This window comes from Streptomyces sp. AA4 (assembly GCF_000158875.1).
Lineage (GTDB): Bacteria > Actinomycetota > Actinomycetes > Mycobacteriales > Pseudonocardiaceae > Amycolatopsis.
On record NZ_GG657746.1, the window covers coordinates 2,129,024 to 2,150,373 of the forward strand.

16 protein-coding genes are annotated in these 21,350 nt (G+C 71.0%); 11 read left to right on the plus strand and 5 right to left on the minus strand.

The features are described from left to right. The first annotated feature begins 453 nt into the window (after nucleotides 1–453). Nucleotides 454–3,459 (plus strand): helix-turn-helix transcriptional regulator, encoded by a 3,006-nt coding sequence (locus SSMG_RS10010; RefSeq protein WP_199785857.1) that lies wholly within the window; start codon nucleotides 454–456, stop codon nucleotides 3,457–3,459. A 203-nt stretch (nucleotides 3,460–3,662) separates the two neighbouring features. On the opposite strand, the gene SSMG_RS10015 is transcribed toward SSMG_RS10010, so the two are convergent. Further along, nucleotides 3,663–5,273: a succinic semialdehyde dehydrogenase gene (locus tag SSMG_RS10015; RefSeq protein ID WP_009075294.1), complete on the minus strand. Its 1,611-nt coding sequence runs from the start codon at nucleotides 5,271–5,273 to the stop codon at nucleotides 3,663–3,665. Between the two features lie 66 nt (nucleotides 5,274–5,339). Further along, a complete protein-coding gene (locus SSMG_RS10020; RefSeq protein WP_037713178.1) occupies nucleotides 5,340–5,948 on the minus strand; it encodes a TetR/AcrR family transcriptional regulator in 609 nt (202 codons plus the stop codon). A gap of 104 nt (nucleotides 5,949–6,052) precedes the next feature. Here SSMG_RS10020 and SSMG_RS10025 point away from each other — a divergent pair, with 104 nt between their 5' ends. Further along, nucleotides 6,053–7,198: an acyl-CoA dehydrogenase family protein gene (locus tag SSMG_RS10025; protein WP_009075298.1), complete on the plus strand. Its 1,146-nt coding sequence runs from the start codon at nucleotides 6,053–6,055 to the stop codon at nucleotides 7,196–7,198. 27 nt (nucleotides 7,199–7,225) lie between these two features. Further along, complete coding sequence (locus SSMG_RS10030; RefSeq protein ID WP_009075300.1) at nucleotides 7,226–8,368, plus strand: CaiB/BaiF CoA-transferase family protein; 1,143 nt, start codon at nucleotides 7,226–7,228, stop codon at nucleotides 8,366–8,368. A gap of 32 nt (nucleotides 8,369–8,400) precedes the next feature. On the opposite strand, the gene SSMG_RS10035 is transcribed toward SSMG_RS10030, so the two are convergent. Beyond that, nucleotides 8,401–8,922, minus strand: coding sequence for a GNAT family N-acetyltransferase (locus SSMG_RS10035; RefSeq protein WP_009075302.1), 522 nt, complete (start codon nucleotides 8,920–8,922; stop codon nucleotides 8,401–8,403). Between the two features lie 196 nt (nucleotides 8,923–9,118). Here SSMG_RS10035 and SSMG_RS46065 point away from each other — a divergent pair, with 196 nt between their 5' ends. The 5 genes from SSMG_RS46065 to SSMG_RS10055 all read left to right on the plus strand — a co-directional run bounded on the left by SSMG_RS46065 (nucleotide 9,119) and on the right by SSMG_RS10055 (nucleotide 12,883). Then, entirely contained in the window at nucleotides 9,119–9,286 is a 168-nt protein-coding gene (locus SSMG_RS46065; protein WP_009075303.1) for a hypothetical protein, read from the plus strand. A gap of 340 nt (nucleotides 9,287–9,626) precedes the next feature. Then, complete coding sequence (locus SSMG_RS10040; protein ID WP_037713183.1) at nucleotides 9,627–10,109, plus strand: hypothetical protein; 483 nt, start codon at nucleotides 9,627–9,629, stop codon at nucleotides 10,107–10,109. Nucleotides 10,110–10,521: 412 nt separating this feature from the next. After that, on the plus strand, nucleotides 10,522–11,454 hold the full coding sequence (locus tag SSMG_RS46770; protein WP_050788142.1) for a lytic transglycosylase domain-containing protein: 933 nt from the start codon (nucleotides 10,522–10,524) through the stop codon (nucleotides 11,452–11,454). Between the two features lie 665 nt (nucleotides 11,455–12,119). Then, nucleotides 12,120–12,506, plus strand: a complete 387-nt coding sequence (locus tag SSMG_RS10050; protein WP_199785858.1) for a hypothetical protein — start codon at nucleotides 12,120–12,122, stop codon at nucleotides 12,504–12,506. A gap of 26 nt (nucleotides 12,507–12,532) precedes the next feature. Next, nucleotides 12,533–12,883: a DUF3817 domain-containing protein gene (locus SSMG_RS10055; RefSeq protein ID WP_037713186.1), complete on the plus strand. Its 351-nt coding sequence runs from the start codon at nucleotides 12,533–12,535 to the stop codon at nucleotides 12,881–12,883. A 60-nt stretch (nucleotides 12,884–12,943) separates the two neighbouring features. Here the strand turns inward: SSMG_RS10055 and SSMG_RS10060 are convergent, their stop codons facing one another. Next, the gene (locus tag SSMG_RS10060) at nucleotides 12,944–14,545 is read right to left on the minus strand and encodes a cation acetate symporter (protein ID WP_009075312.1); all 1,602 of its coding nucleotides are present in this window, start codon (nucleotides 14,543–14,545) and stop codon (nucleotides 12,944–12,946) included. Beyond that, nucleotides 14,542–14,982, minus strand: coding sequence for a DUF485 domain-containing protein (locus tag SSMG_RS10065; protein ID WP_037713188.1), 441 nt, complete (start codon nucleotides 14,980–14,982; stop codon nucleotides 14,542–14,544). Before SSMG_RS10065 ends, SSMG_RS10060 begins: the two co-directional genes overlap by 4 nt. 970 nt (nucleotides 14,983–15,952) lie before the next feature. On the opposite strand from SSMG_RS10065, the gene SSMG_RS10070 reads away from it, so the two are divergent. The 3 genes from SSMG_RS10070 (at nucleotide 15,953) to SSMG_RS10080 (ending at nucleotide 21,337) form a co-directional block, all read left to right on the plus strand. Then, on the plus strand, nucleotides 15,953–20,110 hold the full coding sequence (locus tag SSMG_RS10070; protein ID WP_199785859.1) for a nitrate- and nitrite sensing domain-containing protein: 4,158 nt from the start codon (nucleotides 15,953–15,955) through the stop codon (nucleotides 20,108–20,110). Beyond that, nucleotides 20,107–20,559 (plus strand): roadblock/LC7 domain-containing protein, encoded by a 453-nt coding sequence (locus SSMG_RS10075; protein ID WP_009075317.1) that lies wholly within the window; start codon nucleotides 20,107–20,109, stop codon nucleotides 20,557–20,559. The genes SSMG_RS10070 and SSMG_RS10075 overlap by 4 nt, the downstream gene beginning before the upstream one ends. Before the next feature lie 274 nt (nucleotides 20,560–20,833). Then, the gene (locus SSMG_RS10080; RefSeq protein ID WP_199785860.1) at nucleotides 20,834–21,337 is read left to right on the plus strand and encodes a DUF742 domain-containing protein; all 504 of its coding nucleotides are present in this window, start codon (nucleotides 20,834–20,836) and stop codon (nucleotides 21,335–21,337) included. Nucleotides 21,338–21,350 lie beyond the last annotated feature (13 nt).

Below are 21,350 nucleotides of genomic sequence, written 5' to 3' on the forward strand. Positions count from 1 at the left end.
CCGGATCGCGCGCAACCGCCTTCGCCGGGTCGGCCCTGAAGCAAGGGATCGGCTCACCGCCGCCTCGCTCGCCGGACGGGGATCCGATCCGGCCTTGCCGCTTCGAGAAGTGCTCCACCGCCGCTCCTCCCGCCGCCTCCCGCCGCCGCTCCTCCCGCAGCCTCCCGCCGCCGCGACTGTCGACGATCGCCCCAATGCCACATTGGGTGCATCCGACGCACTGAACGTGGCATTGGGTGCGTCCAGATCCGAAGCACCGGCGCGAGCCCCGGCCCTTCCCTCCGGAAGCCCCCTCGCCCCGGGACCAACCGGCCGAACCGGCTCCCGGGACGAGGTCCACCGGCCGCGCCAGCCGTCCTCGGTCCGCCGATCGGACGGAGATCACTGTCCGAACCGGTCGCCACGAGGAAATCCATGTCGGAACTGTCGGGGGTGTAGGTGAGAATGCATCTCGTGCCTCGTCTCGGTTCCGGAATCCCGCTCGTCGCCCGTACGCAGGAGATGCGGCGGCTGCGCGCGGCCTTCGCGCGCGCTGAACGCGGGGAAGCAGGTGCGGTGCTGATCGCGGGCGACGCCGGGGTCGGCAAGACCCGCCTGCTCACCGCGCTCGGGGAGCACGTCGCCGCGTGCGGCGGGCTCGTGCTCACCGGCCGGTGCATCGACGTGCGCGACGGCGGTCTGCCCTATCTCCCGTTCGCCGAGGCGCTGGCCCCGCTCGGGTCGTCGGGCGATCCCGCGGTGTCGGCCGCGGTGCGGGCGCGGTCCGCGCTCGGGATGCTGCTGCCGCAAGGCGGCGAACCGCAGCCCGCGGCCACCGGCGACCACGGGCAGGTTTCCGAAGGGGAGCGCGAGGGCGTCCGCCGGATCCGGCCGGAGCAGGACCTGGGGCAGCTTCAGCTGTTCGACGCGGTGCTGGGCGTGCTGACCGAGGTCGGCCAGGCGCAGCCGGTGGTCGTCCTGCTCGAAGACCTGCACTGGGCCGATTCCTCGTCCCGCAACCTGCTGTCCTTCCTGCTCAGCCGCTTGCGCGCGCAGCGGCTGCTGGTGGTCGGCAGTTATCGCGAGGAAGACGTCCACCGCCGGCATCCGCTGCGCGGCCTGTTGTCCGAACTGGTCCGGCTGAACACGGTGGAACAGCTCACGCTCGCGCCGTTCGGGCCGGCTGACGCGCGGGCGTTCGTCGCGGCGCTGGCCGAGGAACCGCTGTCGCCGGACGTGGTCGCGGACATCGCCGAACGGTCCGAGGGCAATCCGTTCTTCGTCGAGGAACTGCTCGCCACCGGTGCCGATTGCCAGGACCTTCCCGCCGGGCTCGCCGAAGTCCTCCTCGCCCGGCTGGAACGCTTCCCGGCCGAGACGCGCCGGGTGCTGCGGGTCATCTCGGTGGCCAACGAATCGGTGTCGCACGCCGCGCTCGCGCAGGTCGCGGGGCTCGGCGACCTGGAGCTGGACGAGGCGCTGCGGGAGGCCGTGCAGCACCACGTCCTGGTGATCGAGAACGGTTTCTACACCTTCCGGCACGCCTTGCTGCAGGAAGCGGTCTATGCCGATCTGCTGCCCGGCGAGCGCACGCGGATGCACGCGGGGTACGCCGCGCGGATCCAGTCGATGCCGCAGGGGCGCGGCCACGACGCGAAGCTGGCCTTCCACAGCCTGGAAAGCCGGGACTTCGACACTGCCCTCCCCGCGTTGCTGCGCGCCGCCGACGAAGCGGAAAAACTCGGCGCGCCGGGCGCTGCGCTGCGGCACATCGAGCAGGCGCAGGCCATTTGGGACGCGGTGGCTCCGGAAAACCGGCCGGAAGGCGTGGACGAGCTGAAGCTGCTCAGCGAGGCGTCGTACTTCGCTGGCACGTCGGGCGAGCCGGAGCGTGCGGTGGCCTACGCGCGGTCCGCGACCGAAGCGCTGAAGCCGGACGCATCGCCCGAACACGCGGCGAAGGTGTGGCGTCGGCTGGCCGAAACGCTGCTTACGTTGGAAGGCACGTTCGACGAGGCGGTTCGGGCGATCGAGCGGGCCTGGGAGCTGGTCGCGGACCGGGAGCCGAGCGGTGCGCGGGCGTGGGTGCTGGCCTCGCGGGCCGGGTTCCAGCGGCTGCTCGACCAGCCGGACGAGGCGTTGGCCAGCGCGCACACCGCGGTCGCCGACGCGCGTGCGGTCGGGGCGGTGGGCGCTGAGGCGTCGGCGCTGGTCACGTTGGGCACGTTGGCCGACGGGGCGGGCGATCCGGTCGAGGCGCGCGAGCGGTTGTGCGAGGCCGAACGCAAGGCGCACAAGGCGGGCGCGCTGAACGTCGAGATCCGGGCGATGTACTTCCTCGCCCTCAGCTACGACGACCAAGCGGAGATGGAGCTGGCGCTCGCCCACGCGGCGCGCGGGGTCGAGCGAGCCGAGGCGGTCGGGCTCACCTGGAGCGCGTACGGGCTGGAATTGCGCGCTCGGCTGCTCTATCTGCGGTATCTCAGCGGAGATTGGCCGAAGGAAGACGCGGCGGGGCGCGCGCGGCGGGGCGTGTCCAGCGCGGTCGCGGCGCGGATTCTGGCCAACTGGGTGTTGTTCCTGGTGGGGCGGGGCCGGTTCGAGGACGCGGCCAAGGCGTTGCCGGGGCTGCGGCAGCAGTGGATGGCGGATCTGCAGATCGCCTTGGCCGCGGGCGACGCGGCAATCGAACTGGCGGCGTGGCGCGGGGAGCATGCCGAGGCGCTGCGGATCACCGACGAATTGGTCGGCTGGCTGGAGAAGGTCGAGACCGCGCTGCTGGGCGGGATCCGGATCGTGGCGCTGGCGATTCCGTCGGCTGCCGCGTTGGCAGCGGAGGCCCGGGCCAAGGGGGATCTGGCCGCGGCGGAAGCGGCGGTGGCGGCGGGGCGGCGGCTTTTGGAGCATGGGCGGCGTTGTGCCGCGGAGGGGCATCCCCGTTCCGGGACCATGGGACCGGAGGGGCGGGCTTGGCTGGCGCGGATGGAGGCTGCCGCGTCGGGGTTGGCGGGGCCGGCTGATCCTGAGCTGTGGGGAGAGGCGGCGGAGGCCTATTCCTATGGCGCGGTGTATGAGCAGGCGGTTTGCCGGTGGCGGCAAGGGGAGGCGTTGCTCGGGGCCGGGCGGTCCGCGGCGGCTGCGGAGGTGTTGGAGGCGGCGCATGCGGTGGCGGTGAAGCTGGATGCCGTTCCGTTGCGGGACGCGGTGCGGGATTTGGCGCATCGGGCTCGGGTCGAGTTGGCCGGGGTCGAGGTTCCGGTGGTGCGGCCGCAGGTGGATCCGTTGACTGACCGCGAGCGGGATGTGTTGGAGCGGGTCGCGCTGGGGCGGACGAATCGGCAGGTGGGGGAGGAGTTGTACATCAGCGAGAAGACGGTGAGCGTGCATCTTTCGCGGGTGATGGCGAAGCTGGGGGCCAGTCGGAGGGCCGAGGCCGTCGCGATCGCTTACGACCGGGGGTTGCTTACTGTGCCGGAGTGATCGGCTCGTCGCCCTGGCGGGCGACATTGCCGTTCCTTGGGTTGCGTGGGGCACCCCGATTTTTCAGTGTGCTGACGGTTCGGGGGTGCTTGTCAAGGCGGGAAAGATGCCTTGACAAGCACCCCGAACCGCAGGGCGGCTTTGTATCGGGGTTGGGGGAGGGGCTGGGTGCCTCGCTGTTTGGGTGGTTTGGCTGCGGTTTTTTACCGGCCTGGTAGGTGTCGCAGTAGTTTCATGCTCAGTGTCATGAAGCGGGCCCAGACGGAGCCTGGTACTGCTTTTGGCGGGCGCAGGGCTAGGCCGCGTTGTACTGCGATGGATTGAGGTTCTGTGTATTTCAGCAATCCTTCTGCGCCGTTGCGGCGGCCTGCGCCGGATTCCTTCATGCCGCCCATGGGGACGCCGACTGTGCCGAAGGTTGCTGCGTAGCCTTCGTTGACGTTGACCGTGCCTGCTTTCAGGCGGGCGCCTACTTCCCAGCCTGCTCGGCCGTTTTTGGTCCAGACGCTCGCGTTCAGGCCGAAGGGGGTGTCGTTGGCTCGCTCGATCGCGTCGTTGACGTCGCTGAATCCGTAGATCGAGACGACTGGGCCGAAGGTTTCCGAAGCGAATGGGGTCATTCCGGGGCGTACGTCGGTGAGGACCGTCGGTTCGTAGAACAGCGGGCCCAGATCTGGTCGGGGGCGGCCGCCGGTGAGGACGCGGGCACCTTTTGCCCGGGCATCTTCCACGTGGGCGGTCACGGTTTGCAGTTGGCTCTTCGACGTCAGCGAACCCATTCCGGCGTGGTAGTCCAGCGACCCGCCTAGGCGCAGGGCTGCGGTCCGGGCCACGAATTCGCGCGTGAACTCCTCGCGGATGCTGTCGTGCACGTAGATCCGCTCTACCGAAACGCACAGCTGGCCTGCTGAGGAGAAACACGCCGTAACCGCGCCTGCGGCCGCCTTGGCGATGTCTGCGTCCGGCAGGACGATCATCGGGTTCTTGCCGCCGAGTTCCAGCGAGTAGCTGGTGAGGCGCTGTGCGATGCGGCCTGCCAGGTCTTTGCCGGTCGGGGTCGAGCCGGTGAAGCACAGGTAGTCGCATTCTTCGAGCAGGGCGTCGCCGATCTGCGAGCCTCGGCCCAGCACGATCTGCCACAGGCCCGCGGGCAGTCCGGCCTCTTCGGCCAGTTCCTGCAGCCACAGGGCGGACAGCGCGGTCTGGTTGTCCGGTTTCTGCACGACTGCGTTCCCGGCGACGAGGGCAGGGAAGACGTCCATCGCGGTCAGGGCCAGCGGGTAGTTCCAAGGGGAGATGATTCCGACGACGCCCTTGGGGTGCCGGAGTTCGCCCGCGCGCGTCAGGCCGGGGATGAGGCCGGGGGCGCGGCGCGGGGAGAGGATCTTCGCGCTGTGCTTGCCGTAGTAAGCCGCGACCAGGACGGTGGCGCTGACCTCGTCGAAGGCGTCGATTCGGGCCTTGCCTGCTTCGACCTGGACCAGGTCCAGGACCTCCGCTTGCCGCGCGAGGACCAGGTCGTGCAGGCGCACGAGGAACTGCTGACGTCGGGTCACCGGCAGCGCCGCCCACTCGCGCTGGGCCTCGCGGGCGGAGGCGAAGGCGGCGCGTACTTCGGCGTCGTCGGCCTGGGGGAGGGAGGTGATCGGCTGCCCGGTGAAGGGCGCGGTCATCTGCACTGGCGCGTTGTCGGCGCCGCCGGTTACGCGGGCTACGAGTGCGGCTGCGCGGGACGCGGACGGGGCGCCTGCTACGCCGCCGACGGTTGCGGGCAGGGGCTGACCGGTGACGTTCGCCGGGGTCGTACTCGTCATCGAGCGCACCTTCTTCCGTGCGGGGCCGGGTGTTACCGACGAGTACACCATACCGGGGTATGGACACTAGTCGTCCGAGTACAGCAGCACGGCGATCCGCTTCCACTCCTCCAGCAGCTGACGGCGCCGACGCGGGTCACCGCCCAGTTCGGCGTCGAGGGCGAGGCCTCGGGTCAGGTTCACGGTGAGCCAGAACAGCATCTCCGCGCGCTCTTTCGGCAGGTCACCGGCTACTTCGCTGATGTGCCCGAGCGTCGCCCGGCCCAGTGCGCGGTCCACCGGCCGGATCGCGGCGCGCAGTTCCGGGTCGGTCCGGGCGGCCACCCACAGCTCGGTGACCGCGGTCGAGAGCGTGCCGGAATAGCCCTCCCACAGCAGGTCGATCGCCGCCGCGACGCCGGACGCGCCGCCCGGCAGCGAGCCGAGCGAGGCGGCGAGCTGGGTGCGCAGCTTCGTGGTGAGGTGCTCGACCGCGGCGGCCATCAGCTCGGCCTTCGTGGCGAAGTAGTGCTGCACCGCGCCCTTCGAGACGCCCGCGCGGGTGCAGATCTCCTGCACCGAAGCCCGCGAGTACCCGATGTCGACCAGGCAGTCGATCGTCGCGTCCAGCAGTGCGGTGCGCGTCTGCTCGCGGCGTTCGGCCTGGGTGCGGTGTCCCCGGGCGACCTCAGTCATCGCGGCTCCTGCTTTACGTACCGGACGGATGGGATGTACATTCCGGCTAGAACTTACCTGCCAAGCGTCATGTTTTCCAGCTCGCGGGAGGGCCAGCCGTGCCGTTGCAGATCCAGAAGAGCTCGTGGAGCACCACCGAACTCGAAGACCTCCGGGAGCTCGCCCGGTCGTTCCTGCAGAAGGAATTCGTGCCGAACCAGGAGCGCTGGGCGGCGGAGAAGAAGCTCGACCGGGAAATCTGGACCAAGGCGGGCGAACTCGGCCTGCTGTGCCTGTCGATCCCGGAGGAGTACGGCGGGGGCGGCGGCACGTTCGCGCACGAAGCCGTGCTGTACGAGGAGCAGGCCCGTGCCGGGGACAGTGCGTGGGGCGTCACCGTCCACAGTGGAATCGTCGCGCACTACATCCTGGCGTACGCGTCGGAGGAGAAAAAGCGCGAGTGGCTGCCGAAGATGGCCACCGGCGAGCTGGTCGGCGCGGTCGCGATGACCGAGCCCGGCACTGGTTCAGACCTTCAGAACATCAAGACGCGCGCGGTCCGCGACGGCGACCACTACGTGATCAACGGCGCGAAAACGTTCATCACCAACGGTTTCCACTCCGACCTCGTCGTGGTCGCGTGCAAGACCGACCCGGACGCCGGCGCGCAGGGTGTGTCGCTGATCGTGGTCGAGACCAATACCCCGGGCTTCCGCCGCGGCCGGGTGCTCGACAAGGTCGGGCTCAAGGGGCAGGACACCGCCGAGCTGTTCTTCGACGACGTCCGCGTGCCCGCCGCGAACCTGCTCGGCGACGCCGAGGGCCAGGGCTTCATCCAGCTGATGCTGCAGCTGCCGCAGGAACGGCTGATCATCGCGGTGACCGCGGTGGCCGGCCTGGAGGCCGCGGTGAACCTGACCATCGACTACACCAAGGAACGCACGGCGTTCGGCCGCCCGATCTTCAATTTCCAGAACACGAAGTTCAAGCTCGCCGAGGCGGCGACGGAAGCCGCGGTGTCGCGCGCGTTCCTCGACCAGTGCATCGAACGGCATCTGCGCGGCGAACTCGACGTGCAGGGCGCGGCGATGGCGAAACTGTGGACGACCGAGCGGGTGAACAAGGTCGTGGACGACTGCCTGCAGCTGTTCGGCGGCTACGGCTACATGACCGAGTACCCGATCGCGCGGGCCTGGGCGGACGTGCGGATCTCGCGGATCTTCGGCGGCACCAGCGAGATCATGAAGGAAATCATCTCCCGCACGCTCTGAAAATCTGCTGCCGCGAAAGGATTTTCCGTGAAACAAGGTCCGCTCGCCGGGCTGCGGGTGGTGGAGCTGGCCGGGCTCGCGCCGGCTCCGTTCGCCTGCATGATCCTGGCCGACCTCGGCGCCGACGTGATCCGCGTCGACCGCGCCACCCCGGGCTCCGACGTGCTCGGCATCCCGAACGACCCGCTCGCCCGCGGCAGGCGGTCGGTCGGGGTGAACACGAAAACGCCCGAGGGCGTCGAACTGGTGCTGAAACTGGCCGAACGCGCCGACGTGCTGATCGAAGGTTTCCGGCCGGGCGTCGCGGAACGGATGGGCATCGGCCCGGAACAGGTGCACGCGCGCAACCCGCGGCTCGTGTACGGCCGGATGACCGGCTGGGGCCAGGACGGTCCCCTCGCGTCGGCGGCCGGGCACGACATCAACTACATCGGCGTCGCCGGCGCGCTCGACCCGATCGGCCGGGCGGGCGAACGCCCGGTGCCGCCGCTCAACCTGGTCGGCGACTTCGGCGGGGGCGGCCTGATGCTCGCGATGGGCGTGCTGGCCGCGCTGCACGAGCGCACGACGTCCGGACGCGGTCAGGTCGTGGACGCGTCGATGGTCGAGGGCACCGCGCTGCTGACCACGAGCCTGCACGGAATGCGCGCGGCAGGTGTGTGGCCGGGGGAGCGCGGCGAGAACCTCCTCGACGGCGGCGCCCCGTTCTACGACACCTACGAGACCTCGGACGGCAAGTACGTCGCCATCGGCGCGATCGAAATGCGGTTCTGGGCTGATCTGGTCAAGGTGCTCGGGCTGGAGAACGAAGACCTGCCGATGCACGTCGACCAGAGCCAGTGGCCGCGGCTGCGCAAGATCCTGGAGGAGGCGGTCGGCCGGTTCACGCGCGACGAACTGGTCGCGCGGGCGGAAGGCACCGACGCGTGTCTCACCGCGGTGCTGTCGCCGTGGGAGGCCGCCGAGCATCCGCAGAACGCGGCGCGCGGGACGTTCGTGGACATCGGCGGCACGGTGCAGCCCGCCCCGGCGCCGCGGTTCGACCGGACGCCCGCGGCCACGCCGGAAGCACCGCACGAGAAGGGCTCGGACACCGCGGAGGTGCTGGCGGAGCTGGGTTACGACGACGCGGGAGTCGCGGCGCTGCGGGAGGCGGGCGCGATCTTGTGAGTGTTCAAGCCGGTTCTAACCGGCTTGAACACTCACGACGGCAGGTCGGAGCGGATCACCGAGTAGAGGATGTGATCGCGCCACTGCCCGTCGCGGAAGTCGAACCCGCGCAGGATCCCCTCGCGGGTGAACCCGGCCTTCTCCAGCGAACGCTGCCCGGCCCGGTTGCCGACCTCGGTGCTGGCCTCGACGCGGTTGAACTGCGTGTGCGCGAACAGGTAGCGCACGAGCTGCCGCTGCGCCTGCGCGCCGAGGCCGTGCCCGCGCGCCTCCGGCAGGAGGACCATGCCGATGTTCCAGCAGTAGGTGTGCGGGCCGGTCCGCGTGCGATGCCACGAGACCAGCCCGAGCGGGCGTTCGTCGAGCGTCGGGACGAGCATGCCGTTGTCGGTGGTCAGCATGCCGTTTTCGCGCCAGAGCCGCCGGACGTAGCCGGGGTCGTGCCAGCCGAACCACTGGTGCTCGCCGACCGTCTCCGGGTCGTTGGTCAGGGCCTCCAGCAGACCGAGGTCGGACTCGCGCACCGGGCGGAGAGTCACTGGGCCGTCGTCCATCGCCGGAGCGTACCGGGGGCGTCCGCGGGGCCCGGCTCACCCGATGGTGGCCGGGGTCACCCGGTCGTGAGCTTTCCGGCCGGATGGGGGCCTGCGACGGGCCATTCCGGCGCGTCGTCACTAGAGTGGGACGCGACTCTGCCGAGGCGGGGCCTGCGTCCGCCCGGGCGCGGGGGGAGCGGAGGGGGACGAAACCATGTCGAGCGGCCTGAAGAAGATCGTCGTCGTCGGAGTGGTCGCGCTCGTGCTGTTCTTCCTGATCACGCAGCCCACCCACTCCGCGGACTTCGTGCACCGCGTGCTCGGCTGGCTCAAGGACGGCGCCGAAGCGATCGTCACCTTCTTCAAGAGCCTCTTCGCCTGACCCGGGTTTTCCCGCTCGCCGGGCCGCCTCCGCGCGCCCTCCGGCCAGCCAGTCACGCTTTGTCACCGGATCCCGGGATTCGGGCACTTCGCTCGACCATCCGGGTGGATTGGCCCGTAAAACCGCCTGGTCACGGAATTTCCGGGGTCCGGGGTATGGCGGAGAAAGCGGGTGCCGCCCTACGGTGCTCACATTGCGTGATCAGCCGGTTCTCCGGCCCCCCCGGGAGCCGGGTCACGGCGGGTTTTCGGCCCGGTCACGCGTGGGGAGCCAATCGTGGACGCGCAACGGGGCAGGCGATCGAAATGCCTGCCCGTCGGGGACCGATGAGGAGGCAGGGATGACCGGAGATCCCGGAGTGGACGCGTTGATCCGGCAGTGGTCGGCCGAGCGCGAGAAGACCCCTGAGGAGCAGGAGGTCGACCGCATCGCCTCGGCCTGGCTGGCCGACGCGCCGGCCGCTCCGCCCGGCATCCCCGGCCAGCGCGCCCGGTCCGGACCCGCCCGCTGGGCCCCGGTCGAGGCCGCCGACCCCGGCTACCTCGACGCGATGCGCGCCCGGCTGCCGGAGGTCCCGGAAGAACTGCTCGTCGCCGCCGCGGGCTGGTGGCAGATGGTCGGCGACGTCGCCGAAGCGCAGCAGTGGTGGGACGCCGGGATCAGCCCGCTGGACCAGCGCGCCCTGGACTACCGGGCGGCCGGTCTCGCGCCGTCCGACCTCGCCCGGCGGCTCGGTCCGATGACGGTCCTGCAGCACCTGCGCCGGGGCAGCGCGCCCGCATGGTGCGTCGCGCGCCTGGCGCGGCAGCAGAAGCCCGCCTGACCGCGGGTTCGCGAAAGCCTGTTTGACAGCTGTGTTGCCTGGTCGGCGAATCGGCCAGGCAACACGGCGAAGCGCCCGGAATCGTCTGGCTCTCGCCCGATCCGGGTCGCTGAGGTTCGCGCTCGGCGTCGGTCTCCGGCGCGGCGGCGAACTCGATCTCGGCGCTGAGCTTGTTCCGCAAGAACTCGAGCGCCGCTGCCTCGGACACTGCGATCGGTCGCTCCAGCGAACAGCTGAATAGCCTGCCGGAAGCGGTCTTCCGGCAAGCTGCGCCCAGCTTTGTGTGGCAGCAACCGTCCACCTGACGGGACCTCGGCTACCCGGCCGGGTGAACCGGCGTGGCGGGGGACCTGACGATGCGTGCGTAACGCTAACCTGCGCGGGCTCGTTGTGTGTTGCGAACCCCCAAGCCATGCTGGAGGACCGGAGTTTCGTGCCCGCCACCGGACAGACCCCCGACACCGCGCAGACCGGGGACGAGACCGCGGCTCCCGCTGCCGTCCCCTCGCCCGCTCGTCGCGGCCACGGCGCCGCGCTCGCGGTGCGGTTCGCCGTCGTCGTCGCGGTGCTCGCGGTCGCGGGCGGCGGGGTCTGGATCGTCACCAGGGCGGCCGCTCCGGAGGCCAGCCCCACCACGACCGACATCCCGGCGCTGAGCGTCAAAGCGGTCGACGTCAAACCCGGTTCGATCGCGCCGGTCAACGCCGTCGTCGCGGGCGGGGCGGCGGACCAAGGCACCGCGCCGCAGTCGGCGCGCCCGACCGGCGGCGATCCGCTGCAGGCGTGGGCGGACCGGGTCGCGCCGGTCACCGGCATCCCGGCCCGGGCAGTACGCGCGTACGGCAACGCGGAGCTCGCGATGCGCGAGGTCGACCGCAGCTGCCATATCTCCTGGGCGACGCTCGCCGGCATCGGCCGCATCGAGTCCAACCACGGCCAGTACGGCGGAGCGGTCCTGGGCGCGGACGGCCGCCCGTCGAAGCCGATCATCGGCGTCCCGCTCGACGGTTCCGCCGGCGTCCGCGCGATCAGCGACACCGACGGCGGCCAGCTCGACGGCGACCCGGTCGCGGACCGCGCGGTCGGCCCGATGCAGTTCATCCCGAGCACCTGGCGGAAATGGGCGTCCGACGGCAACGGCGACGGCCGCGCCGACCCGCAGCAGATCGACGACGCCGCCCTGACCGCCGCGCGCTACCTGTGCGCGGGCGGCCGCGACATGGCCAGCCCGGCGGGGTGGTGGGCGGGGATCCTGTCGTACAACAACTCGACGGAGTACGCGCAGAAGGTCTTCGGCCTGGCGGACGGCTACGCGAAGGCGGCACAGAAGGTGCAAGCGGGCTGACGCCCCGGCTTGCCTCGCTCCGCACGCCCCGACCTCTCCGCGAGGGTGACTTTCGTGGTCGTTCAGTCCGGCAGGGTTCCCCTCACGACCCGCTGCCGGTCTGTGAAGGACTCCTTGAGGGAATCAGATTCCCTCAAGGAGTCCTTCACAGGCCGCACCTCAGTGTCTGGGACGCGGGCAACGAGGTTGTCTCGGCAGCGGGTTGCACGGGTGGCGGGGGCGGGTGGCGCGAAGTCCGTGAGGGGAACCCTGACGGAATCAGAGTCCCTCAGGGTTCCCCTCACGGACTTCGCAGGAGCCCATCTCAGCCGGTGCGCGCGCGTCGTCGGGGCGGGTTCGCCGCAGCGGCTCTCGCACGCGGCTCGAAGGGTGTTCCACTCCCGCAGCCCGGTCGCGGCAGGTGCACCCGCGCTACTGAGAAAACCCCAATGTGGCATTGGGTGCGTCGCATGCACCCAATGTGGCGTTCGGTGCGCTGAACGCACCGAATGTGGCATTGGGGGAGTTTGACCGAGCCGGGCCGCGGAGGCAGCAAGCGGGCGGGGGAGCGGCGAGCCAAGCGCCGGGCGCGCGGGGAACCCAGCCGTGAGCGCCGGGTGGGGCGCCGGTCACGACCTCGCCGCCTCTCAGGAACGGTTTTTCCGGCCAGTGCTAGCGTCGATACCGTGCCCGCAGATCCCGGCCCGGCCGTGTCCCCGTTCGGGCGCCGGCTCCTGATCGTCGCCACGAGCGTCGTGAGCCTGGCGCTGTGCTGCGGGCTGGCCTGGTGGCAGTGGGACCGGTTCACGTCCGCCACCGGCACCTTCCAGAACCTCGGCTACGTGCTGCAATGGCCCCTTTTCGGACTGTTCCCCGCGTTCATGTTCTGGCGCATCAAGAAGCTGCGCGAACGCGAAGAGGAAACCGCCGAGCAAGGCGAGCAGGCGCCCGCCCCGGCCCCGGTCCGCGTGCCCGCCCCGCGACCGGCCGCCGCTCCCGTCGAGGAAGACGACGAACTCGCCGCCTACAACCGCTACCTGCGCGAGCTCAACGCCCGCGACCAGCAGTCCTGAACGCCCGCGGAAGTGAGGACGCTCCCATGACGACCAGCACCGACGGTGCCGCCCCTGCTCGCCAGTCGAAGGTGTCCGGCTCGCTGACCCGGTTCCGGGCCAGCGCGTACGTGACCGGGGTCGGCCTGCTCGCCCTGTGCGCCACCATGATCATCGAGTACGGCTTCGGCAACGCCACGCCCGCCGCGGTGTACTCGCCGATCCACGGCGTGCTCTACATGATCTACCTGGTGCTCACCATCGACCTCGCGCTCAAGGCCCGCTGGTCGATCAAGAGCACCGTCCTGGTCCTGCTGGCCGGATGCGTCCCGTTCGTGTCGTTCGTCGTCGAGCGCCGGGTGACCCACCGCGTGCAGGCCGGGCGCGACATCTTCTGAGCGGCGAAAAAAACCGCGGCGCCCGAACGGGTGCCGCGGTTTTTCCGTGCCAGGCAGGCGTCAGGAACCGAAGCCGATGCCGGTCAGCGACCGGACCTCCATCTCCGCGTGCTTCTCCGGGTCGCCCTTCGCGCCGCCGACGAACGTGCCGATCGCGCCGCACAGGAACGACACCGGGATGGAGACCAGACCCGGGTTCTTCAGCGGGAACCAGTGGAAGTCGACGCCGGGGAAGATCGAGTCCGGCGCGCCCGACACCACCGGCGAGAACAGCACCAGCACGACGCAGGCGATGAGCCCGCCGTAGATGCTCCACAGCGTCCCGGTGGTGTTGAACCGTTTCCAGAACAGCGAGTACAGGAGGGTCGACAGGTTCGCCGACGCCGCCACCGCGAGCGCGAGCGCCACGAGGAACGCGATGTTCTGGCCGTTGGCGAGGATGCCGCCGACGATGGCGAACCCGCCGATCACGACCGCGGTCAGCCGGGCCACCCGGACCTCGTCCTCCGGTTCCGCCTTGCCGCGCTTGACGACGTTCGCGTACACGTCGTGTGCGAAGGAAGCGGACGCGGTCAGCGTCAGCCCGGCCACCACGGCGAGGATCGTCGCGAAGGCGACCGCCGAGATGACGCCGAGCAGCACCGTCCCGCCGACGTGCAGGGCCAGCAGCGGCGCGGCCGAGTTCTCGCCGCCGGGCGCGGCCTTGATCTCGTCCGGGCCGACGATCGCCGCCGCGCCGAAGCCGATCACCAGCGTGCACAGGTAGAACACGAACATGCACGCGGTCGCCCACACCACCGAGCGGCGCGCCTCGCGGGCGTTCGGCACGGTGTAGAAGCGCATCAGCACGTGCGGCAGCGAGGCGACGCCGAGCACCAGGGCCAGCGAGAGCGACACGAAGTCGAGCTTCGTGGTCCCGTTCTTGCCGTAGGAGCCGCCCGGCGAGAGCAGGTCCGTGCCCATGGGGCTGTGGTCGGCGGCCGCGCGCAGCAGGCTCGAGAAGTTGAAGCCGTACTTGCCCATCAGGAACACCGTGATCAGCGAGGCCGCGGTGAGCAGGATGGTGGCCTTGATGATCTGCACCCACGTGGTGCCCTTCATGCCGCCGAGCAGCACGTAGGAGATCATCACCAGCCCGACCACGGTGATCACCAGCGCCTGGCCCCACTTGGAGTGGACGTCCAGCAGCAGCGCGACCAGGCCGCCCGCGCCCGCCATCTGCGCGAGCATGTAGAAGAAGGAGATCACCAGCGTCGAGGTGGCCGACGCGGCGCGCACCGGACGCTGTTTCATCCGGAAGCTGAGCACGTCGCCCATCGTGAAGCGGCCCGTGTTGCGCAGCAGCTCCGCGAGCAGCAGCAGGTCGACGAGCCACGCGACGAGGAAGCCGATGGAGTAGAGGAAGCCGTCGTAGCCGTTGATCGCGATCGCGCCGGCGATGCCGAGGAACGACGCCGCGGACAGGAAGTCGCCGGACAGCGCGACGCCGTTCTGCCTTCCGGTGAAGGCGCTGTCGGCGGTGTAGTAGCCCGACGTGGACGAGCGGCGGTTGCCCGCGCGGTAGACCACGTACAGGGTGATCGCGACGAACAGCGCGAACACCCCGGTGTTGATCAACGGGTTGCTCGCCGAAGCTCCTTCGGCGAGCCAAGCGGTAGTCACTGAGGGGTTCCTTCCGGGACAGCGGCGGCCCGCGCGCGGATCTCGGCGGCGCGCGGGTCCATCTCGCGGTCGGCGAAGCGGACGTACAGCGCGGTGATGGCCGCGGTGGTGACGAACTGGCCGAGGCCGAGCAGCATGCCGACGTTGACCAGGCCGAAGACCGGCGTGCTCATGAACTCGCCCGCGTAGGCGGCGAGCACGACGTAGGCGAGGTACCAGACGAAGAACCCGATGCTCATCGGGAACACGAACCGGCGGAAGCGGCTGCGCAGCGAGCGGAACTGGGGGCTGCGCTGGATCTGCTCGTAGTCCGGGCCGTGCTTGCGGCGCCTGCCGCGCGGGGCGGAGTCGCCTCCTTCGCGGTCGAACAGCGCGGGCATCTGGCCGGTGTCCTCGGCCGAGGCGGCCGGGCCGGTGGTGCGCGCGACGTTGTGCATGGCTGCCTCCGGCAACTTGCGCGGTGGATGGCGGCGGGCATCGTTCGGGAAAGCGCCCGGATCGCCCTTGCGGACTGGGAGGCGGCCATAGTAACGACGCCGCCGGAACGCGGAAAAAGGCGGTTCGCGAGGGCACCGGAAATTCCTTTTCGCCCGGGAAATAGCGCGAAACGGCACGCCTGGGCAGATCACGGGATGATCACTCGGAATAGTGAGCACCGATGTCACGGAGAGTTGCCGGGTCCTCCGGGGTTGCGGCAGACGGAGGAGTGCGGGCTGGTCAAGATCCACTATGGTGACCGATCGTAGCCGTCGGACGGGACGAGCAGCCGCTCCGCTTCGGCGAGCAGGTCGCGGCCTGGGCGGCGATTCCCCGGATGGGGAGGGAAGCTGGCAAAAATCACCGGGTCGGGCGGCGCGTCGCTGCATCTCCACAACATCGGGTTCAACTTCTGGCCGTACCCACTCGACGGGGGCACAGGGTGTAGTTCTATTGGGGGTGTCGCTTACCCTGTGTAGGCTAATCGGGTGACGGCCGGACGTCGAGGCCGAGAGCGGCGGGTAACCGGAATTCCCCCGCCGGGCGTTCCTGGTCCAATCTGCGGCTCCAAGTTTCGCAGTTTTGACTATTTTCCCAGGTCAGCCCCCCGATGCGGAACGCAATAACGCGGGCGGCGATTGGTGTACGATTCTTTGGCCCCAGCCGCCCGCAGCGATCGATAGGCACAGACAAGTTGATCTCGACCACCGCCGTGCAGTCCGCAAGTTGCGTCGTGCACGTGCATAGTCCCGGGAAGCCGATCGCCTCCCGGCCCGGTGAAGGATCGACCCGGTCGTGCCGGCCCCCGGTCGGACGCGCGGGCAGGCGGACCGCGGGACCCCGCGCCGGGAGCGCGCTGCGCACCGGGAGCGCGGGGGCCCGAGGGGACCGCCGACGGGCCGCCACGACGCCGGACAGGGAGTCACTTTCGTGACCGTTGCAGGAGAAGGCCAAGTGCCTGTGGAGAAGCTGCTCGGCCGCCCGCCCAAGCGGCCGCGCTGGTCGTCGGGCTGGCGCGCCGCGCTGCGCTGGCGGGACTGGAGCCTGCCGGTCAAGCTGTCCGCGGTCACGATCGTCCCCATCGTGCTCGCGCTCGTCCTCGGCATCACCGCCATCGCGGGCCAGGTCTCGCGGTCGAGCGACTACCAGCGGATCGACCGGCTCGTCGCGCTGAGCACCCAGCTGCGCGCGCTCACCGACGGGCTGCAGCGCGAGCGCACCCAGACCGCGGCCCAGCTCATCGCGGGCACCTCGGGCGTGACTCCGGAACTGAAGGCGGCCCGCGCGGCCACCGACGCCGCGGTCGCGCCGTTCACCGAGGCGGCCGCCCGGGTCGGCGGCGACGGCTCGAGCGTGTCCGGCGCGGTGAACTCGGCGAACGCGCAGGTCAACGAAATCGCGGTGATCCGCCAGCAGGTCGGGGCGGGCCTGCTGAACGCGGCCGAGGCGGTCGGCGACTACAACGCCGTCACCAGCGCGCTGATCGGAGCCGATACCGCGGTGTCGGCGGGCGCGAGCGCCGACGCGCTCGGCAGCACCCCGAGCGCGCTGCACGACCTCGAAGCCGCCAAGGAACAGGTGTCGGTCACCCAGTCCCTGGTGAGCTACGGCATTTCCGCGGGCACCCTGACCCCGCAGCAGCTGAGCGACGTGCGCGACGCGGAACTGCGGTTCGACGACCGGATCGCCGACTTCAACGCCGCCGCGACCGCGCCGCAGCGCCTCGACTTCGAGAGCACGCTCAAGCCGGACACGTCCTACGACCGCAAGCGGATGCTCGGCACCGTGCTCGGCGGCCAGGGCGTCTCCACCGACGACGCGCTCAAGCGGCTCTCGCCGCAGGAGTGGAACAACGCCTCGAAAGCGGTGACCTCGCAGCTGACCGAGGTCTCCGGCCGGATGACCGCCGACCTCACCGCGGCGTCGTCCGCGCTGGTCGAGGACGCCGGCAGCAGTGCCGGTCTGCTGGCCGTGCTGCTGTTCGCCGCGCTCGCCGCGGCGGCCGCGGTCGTGTTCGTCATCTCCCGCCAGCTGCTGCGCTCGCTGAAGGTCCTGCGCCGCAGCGCGCTGGACGTCGCGGAGAAGGACCTGCCCGAGGCGGTCCGCAACATCCAGGAGGGCCGCGCGCAGAGCGTCGAGGTCGAACCGGTGCCGGTCCAGGTGCAGGACGAGGTCGGCGAGGTCGCGCGGGCGTTCGAGAAGGTGCACAGCCAGGCGCTGAAGCTGGCGACCGAACAGGCCGCCATGCGCGCCGGCTACTCCAGCGTGTTCGTCAACCTGTCGCGCCGCAGCCAGAGCCTCGTGCAGCGGCAGCTGCAGCTGATCGAGCGGCTGGAGCGCGACGAGGAGGACGCGGACCAGCTCGCCACGCTGTTCCAGCTCGACCACCTCGCCACCCGGATGCGGCGCAACAACGAGAACCTGATGGTCCTCTCCGGCGCCGAGCCGGGCCGCCGTTCCGGCCAGCCGGTCGCCACGCACGACGTGCTGCGTGCCGCGGTGTCGGAAATCGAGCAGTACCAACGGGTTTCGGTGCAGCACCCGCCCGCGGTGAAGATCGTCGGGTTCGCCGCGAGCGACGTCCAGCGCCTCATCGCGGAGCTGCTGGACAACGCGACCGCGTTCTCCGCGCCGGAAACGCAGGTGACGGTCGCGACGCGGCTCGCCGAGGACGGTTCGCTCAACGTCGACATCCTCGACAAGGGCATCGGCATGAACGAGTACGAGGTGGTGGAGGCCAACGGCCGGCTCACCGACTCGGGCTCGGTCGACCTCGCGACCTCGCGCCGGATGGGCCTGTTCGTGGTCGGCCGCCTCGCCGGCCGCCACCGCATCGGCGTTTCGCTGCACGGCGGCAAGGACATCGTCGGCGTGCGGGCCACCGTGGTGGTGCCGCCGGAGCTGGTGATGACCGGGCTGGCCACGACGCCGGGCGACCGGTCGGAGCCCGGCCAGCTGCCCGGTCCCAAGGCGAGCCTCGCCGCCCCGCCCGTCGCGCCGGGCGGCCTGCCCCGCCGGCAGCGCCCGGCCTCCAACGGGTCGGCCGTGCCGGGTCTCGTTCCGCACCAGGGCAGCAACTCCGAGGAAACCCAGCGCTGGCCGTCGGCAGGCGACCTCGCCGGTTTCTCCGGGGACAAGGTCGCGCGTCCGCCGTCCGACCTCGAGGTGTCCGGAACCGCGCTGTTCAGCCCGATCCCGCGCGACGACGACACGCCCGCCCCGCCGCCGCCCGCGCCGAAGCTTCCGCAGATCGTCGACGTCCCGCCGCCGCGTCCGGAGCCCGAACCGGAACCGGCCGCGGAAAGCCGCGACCAGCGCGACGGCGAACTGCCCTCGGGCAAGGACCTGTTCTCCGCGGCCAACGCGACGACGCTGAGCGACTGGTGGAACCAGGCCGCGCAGCAGGTGCCGGAGGTCCCGCCGCCGTCCGCGGCGGAGACGACGATCGAGAACACGCCGATCTTCGACGAGATGCTGTCGGCGTGGTTCCGTTCGCCCGCGCAGCCGCCGTCCGCGTCCGCTCCGGCCGCGTCCGGCAAGGCCGCCGCGGAGCCGGAGGCGGACCAGGACCAGCAGCGCAACTGGGATTTCGCGAGCGACGAGAACTGGCGGACGGTCCAGGCGCTGTCCCAGGTGGAGCCGACCGCGTTCACGAAGTCGGGCCTTCCCCGGCGCCGCCGCGGCGAACAGCTCATGCCGGGCAGCGCCACGCCGGAACCGGCGGTCCCCGCGGCCGAAACGCAGGGAAGCGACCTCCCGGTCCGCGACCCGGCGGACGTGCGGGGACGGCTGAACAGCTTCCAGCGCGGCGTCACGCGCGGACGGCAGGAAGTCCGCGGCACCGCGCCGGAAACCACCGGCGCCGCAGCGGATTCCGCCGCTGCGGACGCTTCGAATGCCACGACGTCGCCGGAGCGGGCTCGCGCCCACGACGCGGCGATCCGGCGGCGGCAGACGGTCGCCGGCGCGTTCGGCGTTCCCGCGGACCAGAACCGTCCGGACGCGACGACTCAGTCCGGTTCCGGTGCGAAGGACGCGCCCGCCGGGTTCGGCGAACGGCCCGCGGACGCGGACTCGTCGAACGAGACGGCACCCGTGCAGGCCGTGCCCCCGGCGTTCGACCCGGACGGCGGCTGGCCGCGCCAGGAGCCCGCCGCGCGCACGGAACTGCCCGCGCCGCAACCGAACCGCACCGTCCGGCCGGAGAAGCCGGACAGCCTGCCGACCCGCCGCAAGGGCGCGAGCAGTCTCCCGCCCGCCCCGCCGACCGCCGACCCGAACCAGGTCCCGGCGGCCGTGGCCGGGCTCGAGGCCGCGGTCGCCGGCACCGGGCAGACCGCCGCCGACCAGGTTTCCGCGAACGGCCAGACCGCGACGCCGGAGAAGGCGGACAGCCCGGCTTCCGCGAACGGACAGGCATCTGCTCCGGCCGCGGCGCAGGAGACCTCCTTGTGGGGCAAGCCCGCCGAGAACCCGGGCCCGGCTTCGCCGCTGACGACGTGGCGAGCCGCGCAGGCTCCGGCCGCCGCGCCGGGTCAGCAGGCCGAGAATGCGGAGCAGTCCGGCACGACGGCGGACCAGACCCCGGCGGCTTCGGCTTCGGCGCAGGGACTGGGCCAGACCCGGACGCCCGGCCAGAACCTCCCGGCCCAGTCCGGAACCCCGGCGCAGACCGGGTTGTGGGGTCAGCCGCTGGTGCCGGGACAGGCTCCGTCGCGGGAGTCCTCCGCCGGACCGGACGCCCAGCCGCCAGCCGGTTCGGACGGTTCGGCGAGCCCCTCCACGACTCCTGCCGAAACCACCACCGAGTGGAACTTCGGTTCCGACGAGGGGTGGCGGACCGTCCAGTCGGTGTCCCAGTCGACACCCGCCTCGTTCACTTCGGCAGGATTGCCTCGGCGCCGCCGAGGCGAACAGCTTCTTCCCGGCAGCGCACCGCCGCCCGCCGGGTCGGCGAGCCCCCGTCCGTCCCGCGATGCGCACGACGTGCGCGGTCGCCTGAGCAGTTTCCAGCAGGGGATCCAGCGCGGCAGGCACCGCACCGCGCAGGCCGCTGAGAAGAACCACGAAACATTGGAGGGTGAATGACCTCGCCGAATGCGGCCCAGCCGCAGCAGAACCAGTTCGGCTGGCTGGTGAACGACTTCGCCGACCGCGTCCCGGGCGTCGCGCACGCGGTCGTCGTGTCGGCCGACGGTCTCCTGCTGACGGCCTCCAACCGGCTGCCGCTCGACCGCGCCGACCAGCTCGCCGCCGTGGCGTCCGGGCTCGTCAGCCTGACCCAGGGCGCCGCCCGCTGTTTCGAGGCGGGCGCGGTGCGCGAGACCGTGGTCGAGATGGAACTCGGCATCATGGTGCTGATGTCCATCAGCGACGGCTCCTGCCTGGCGATCCTCGCCGCGCCCAACTGCGACATCGGGCAGGTCGCCTACGAGATGACGATGCTCGTCGACCGCGTCGGCCAGATCCTGACCCCGGAGCTGCGCGCGCAGCTGCAGGGCGCCGGGGGCTCGCTGATCGGCGAACCGGTGGGATGATGGCGCGATGAGCCAGGGGTCCGGATTGTTCGGCGAAGAGCCCGGTACCGGCGGCGAACCCCCGCGCGGGGAGGAGCCCGCCGCCGGGGACGACGGCACGTTCGCCGACGTCCTCAACGGGTTCAGCCTGGATTCGGGCCGCTCGCGCAGAAAACGGAAGAAGAGCGGCAAAGAAAAGAAGGAATCCCAGTCCCCAGCGCCGCCCGCCGCGGGAGCGCACGCGGCAGCGGACCCGCCGGCGGCACCCGTGCCGCCGGCCGACCAAGGAGATGGTGTGACCTCTCTCGTCTCTCCACCGGGCAGTACGGACTCCGACGGCCCCAGACCAGGCGGGCTCTTCGACCCGGGGCCGCCGAGCGGCGAGTTCTCGATGCCGTCGGCGATCGTCCGGCCCGAGCGCCACGATCGGGTGGACCCGGCCGAGGAGACGTCGATCGTGCGCCCGTACGCTCTCACCGGCGGGCGCACCCGGGCGAACTACGCGCTCGAACTGGAGACTCTGATCTCCACCAAAGACCATGTCGCCGCGGGGGGCTTCCCCCAGGCGGCGGCGGAGCAGATCGAGAGCATCTCGATCATGGAGGCGTGCCGGACCCCGCGTTCGGTGGCGGAGATCGCCGCGGAGCTGTCCGTGCCCCTGGGGGTGGCGAGGGTGCTGATCAGCGACGCGGCCGACGCCGGCCTCGTCACCGTGCACCGGACGATCTCGGGCCAGGACGGCGCCGAAGCACACTTGATGTTGATGGAAAGGGTTTTGAGTGGACTCCGTCGGCTTTAAGGCACCGCGGGAA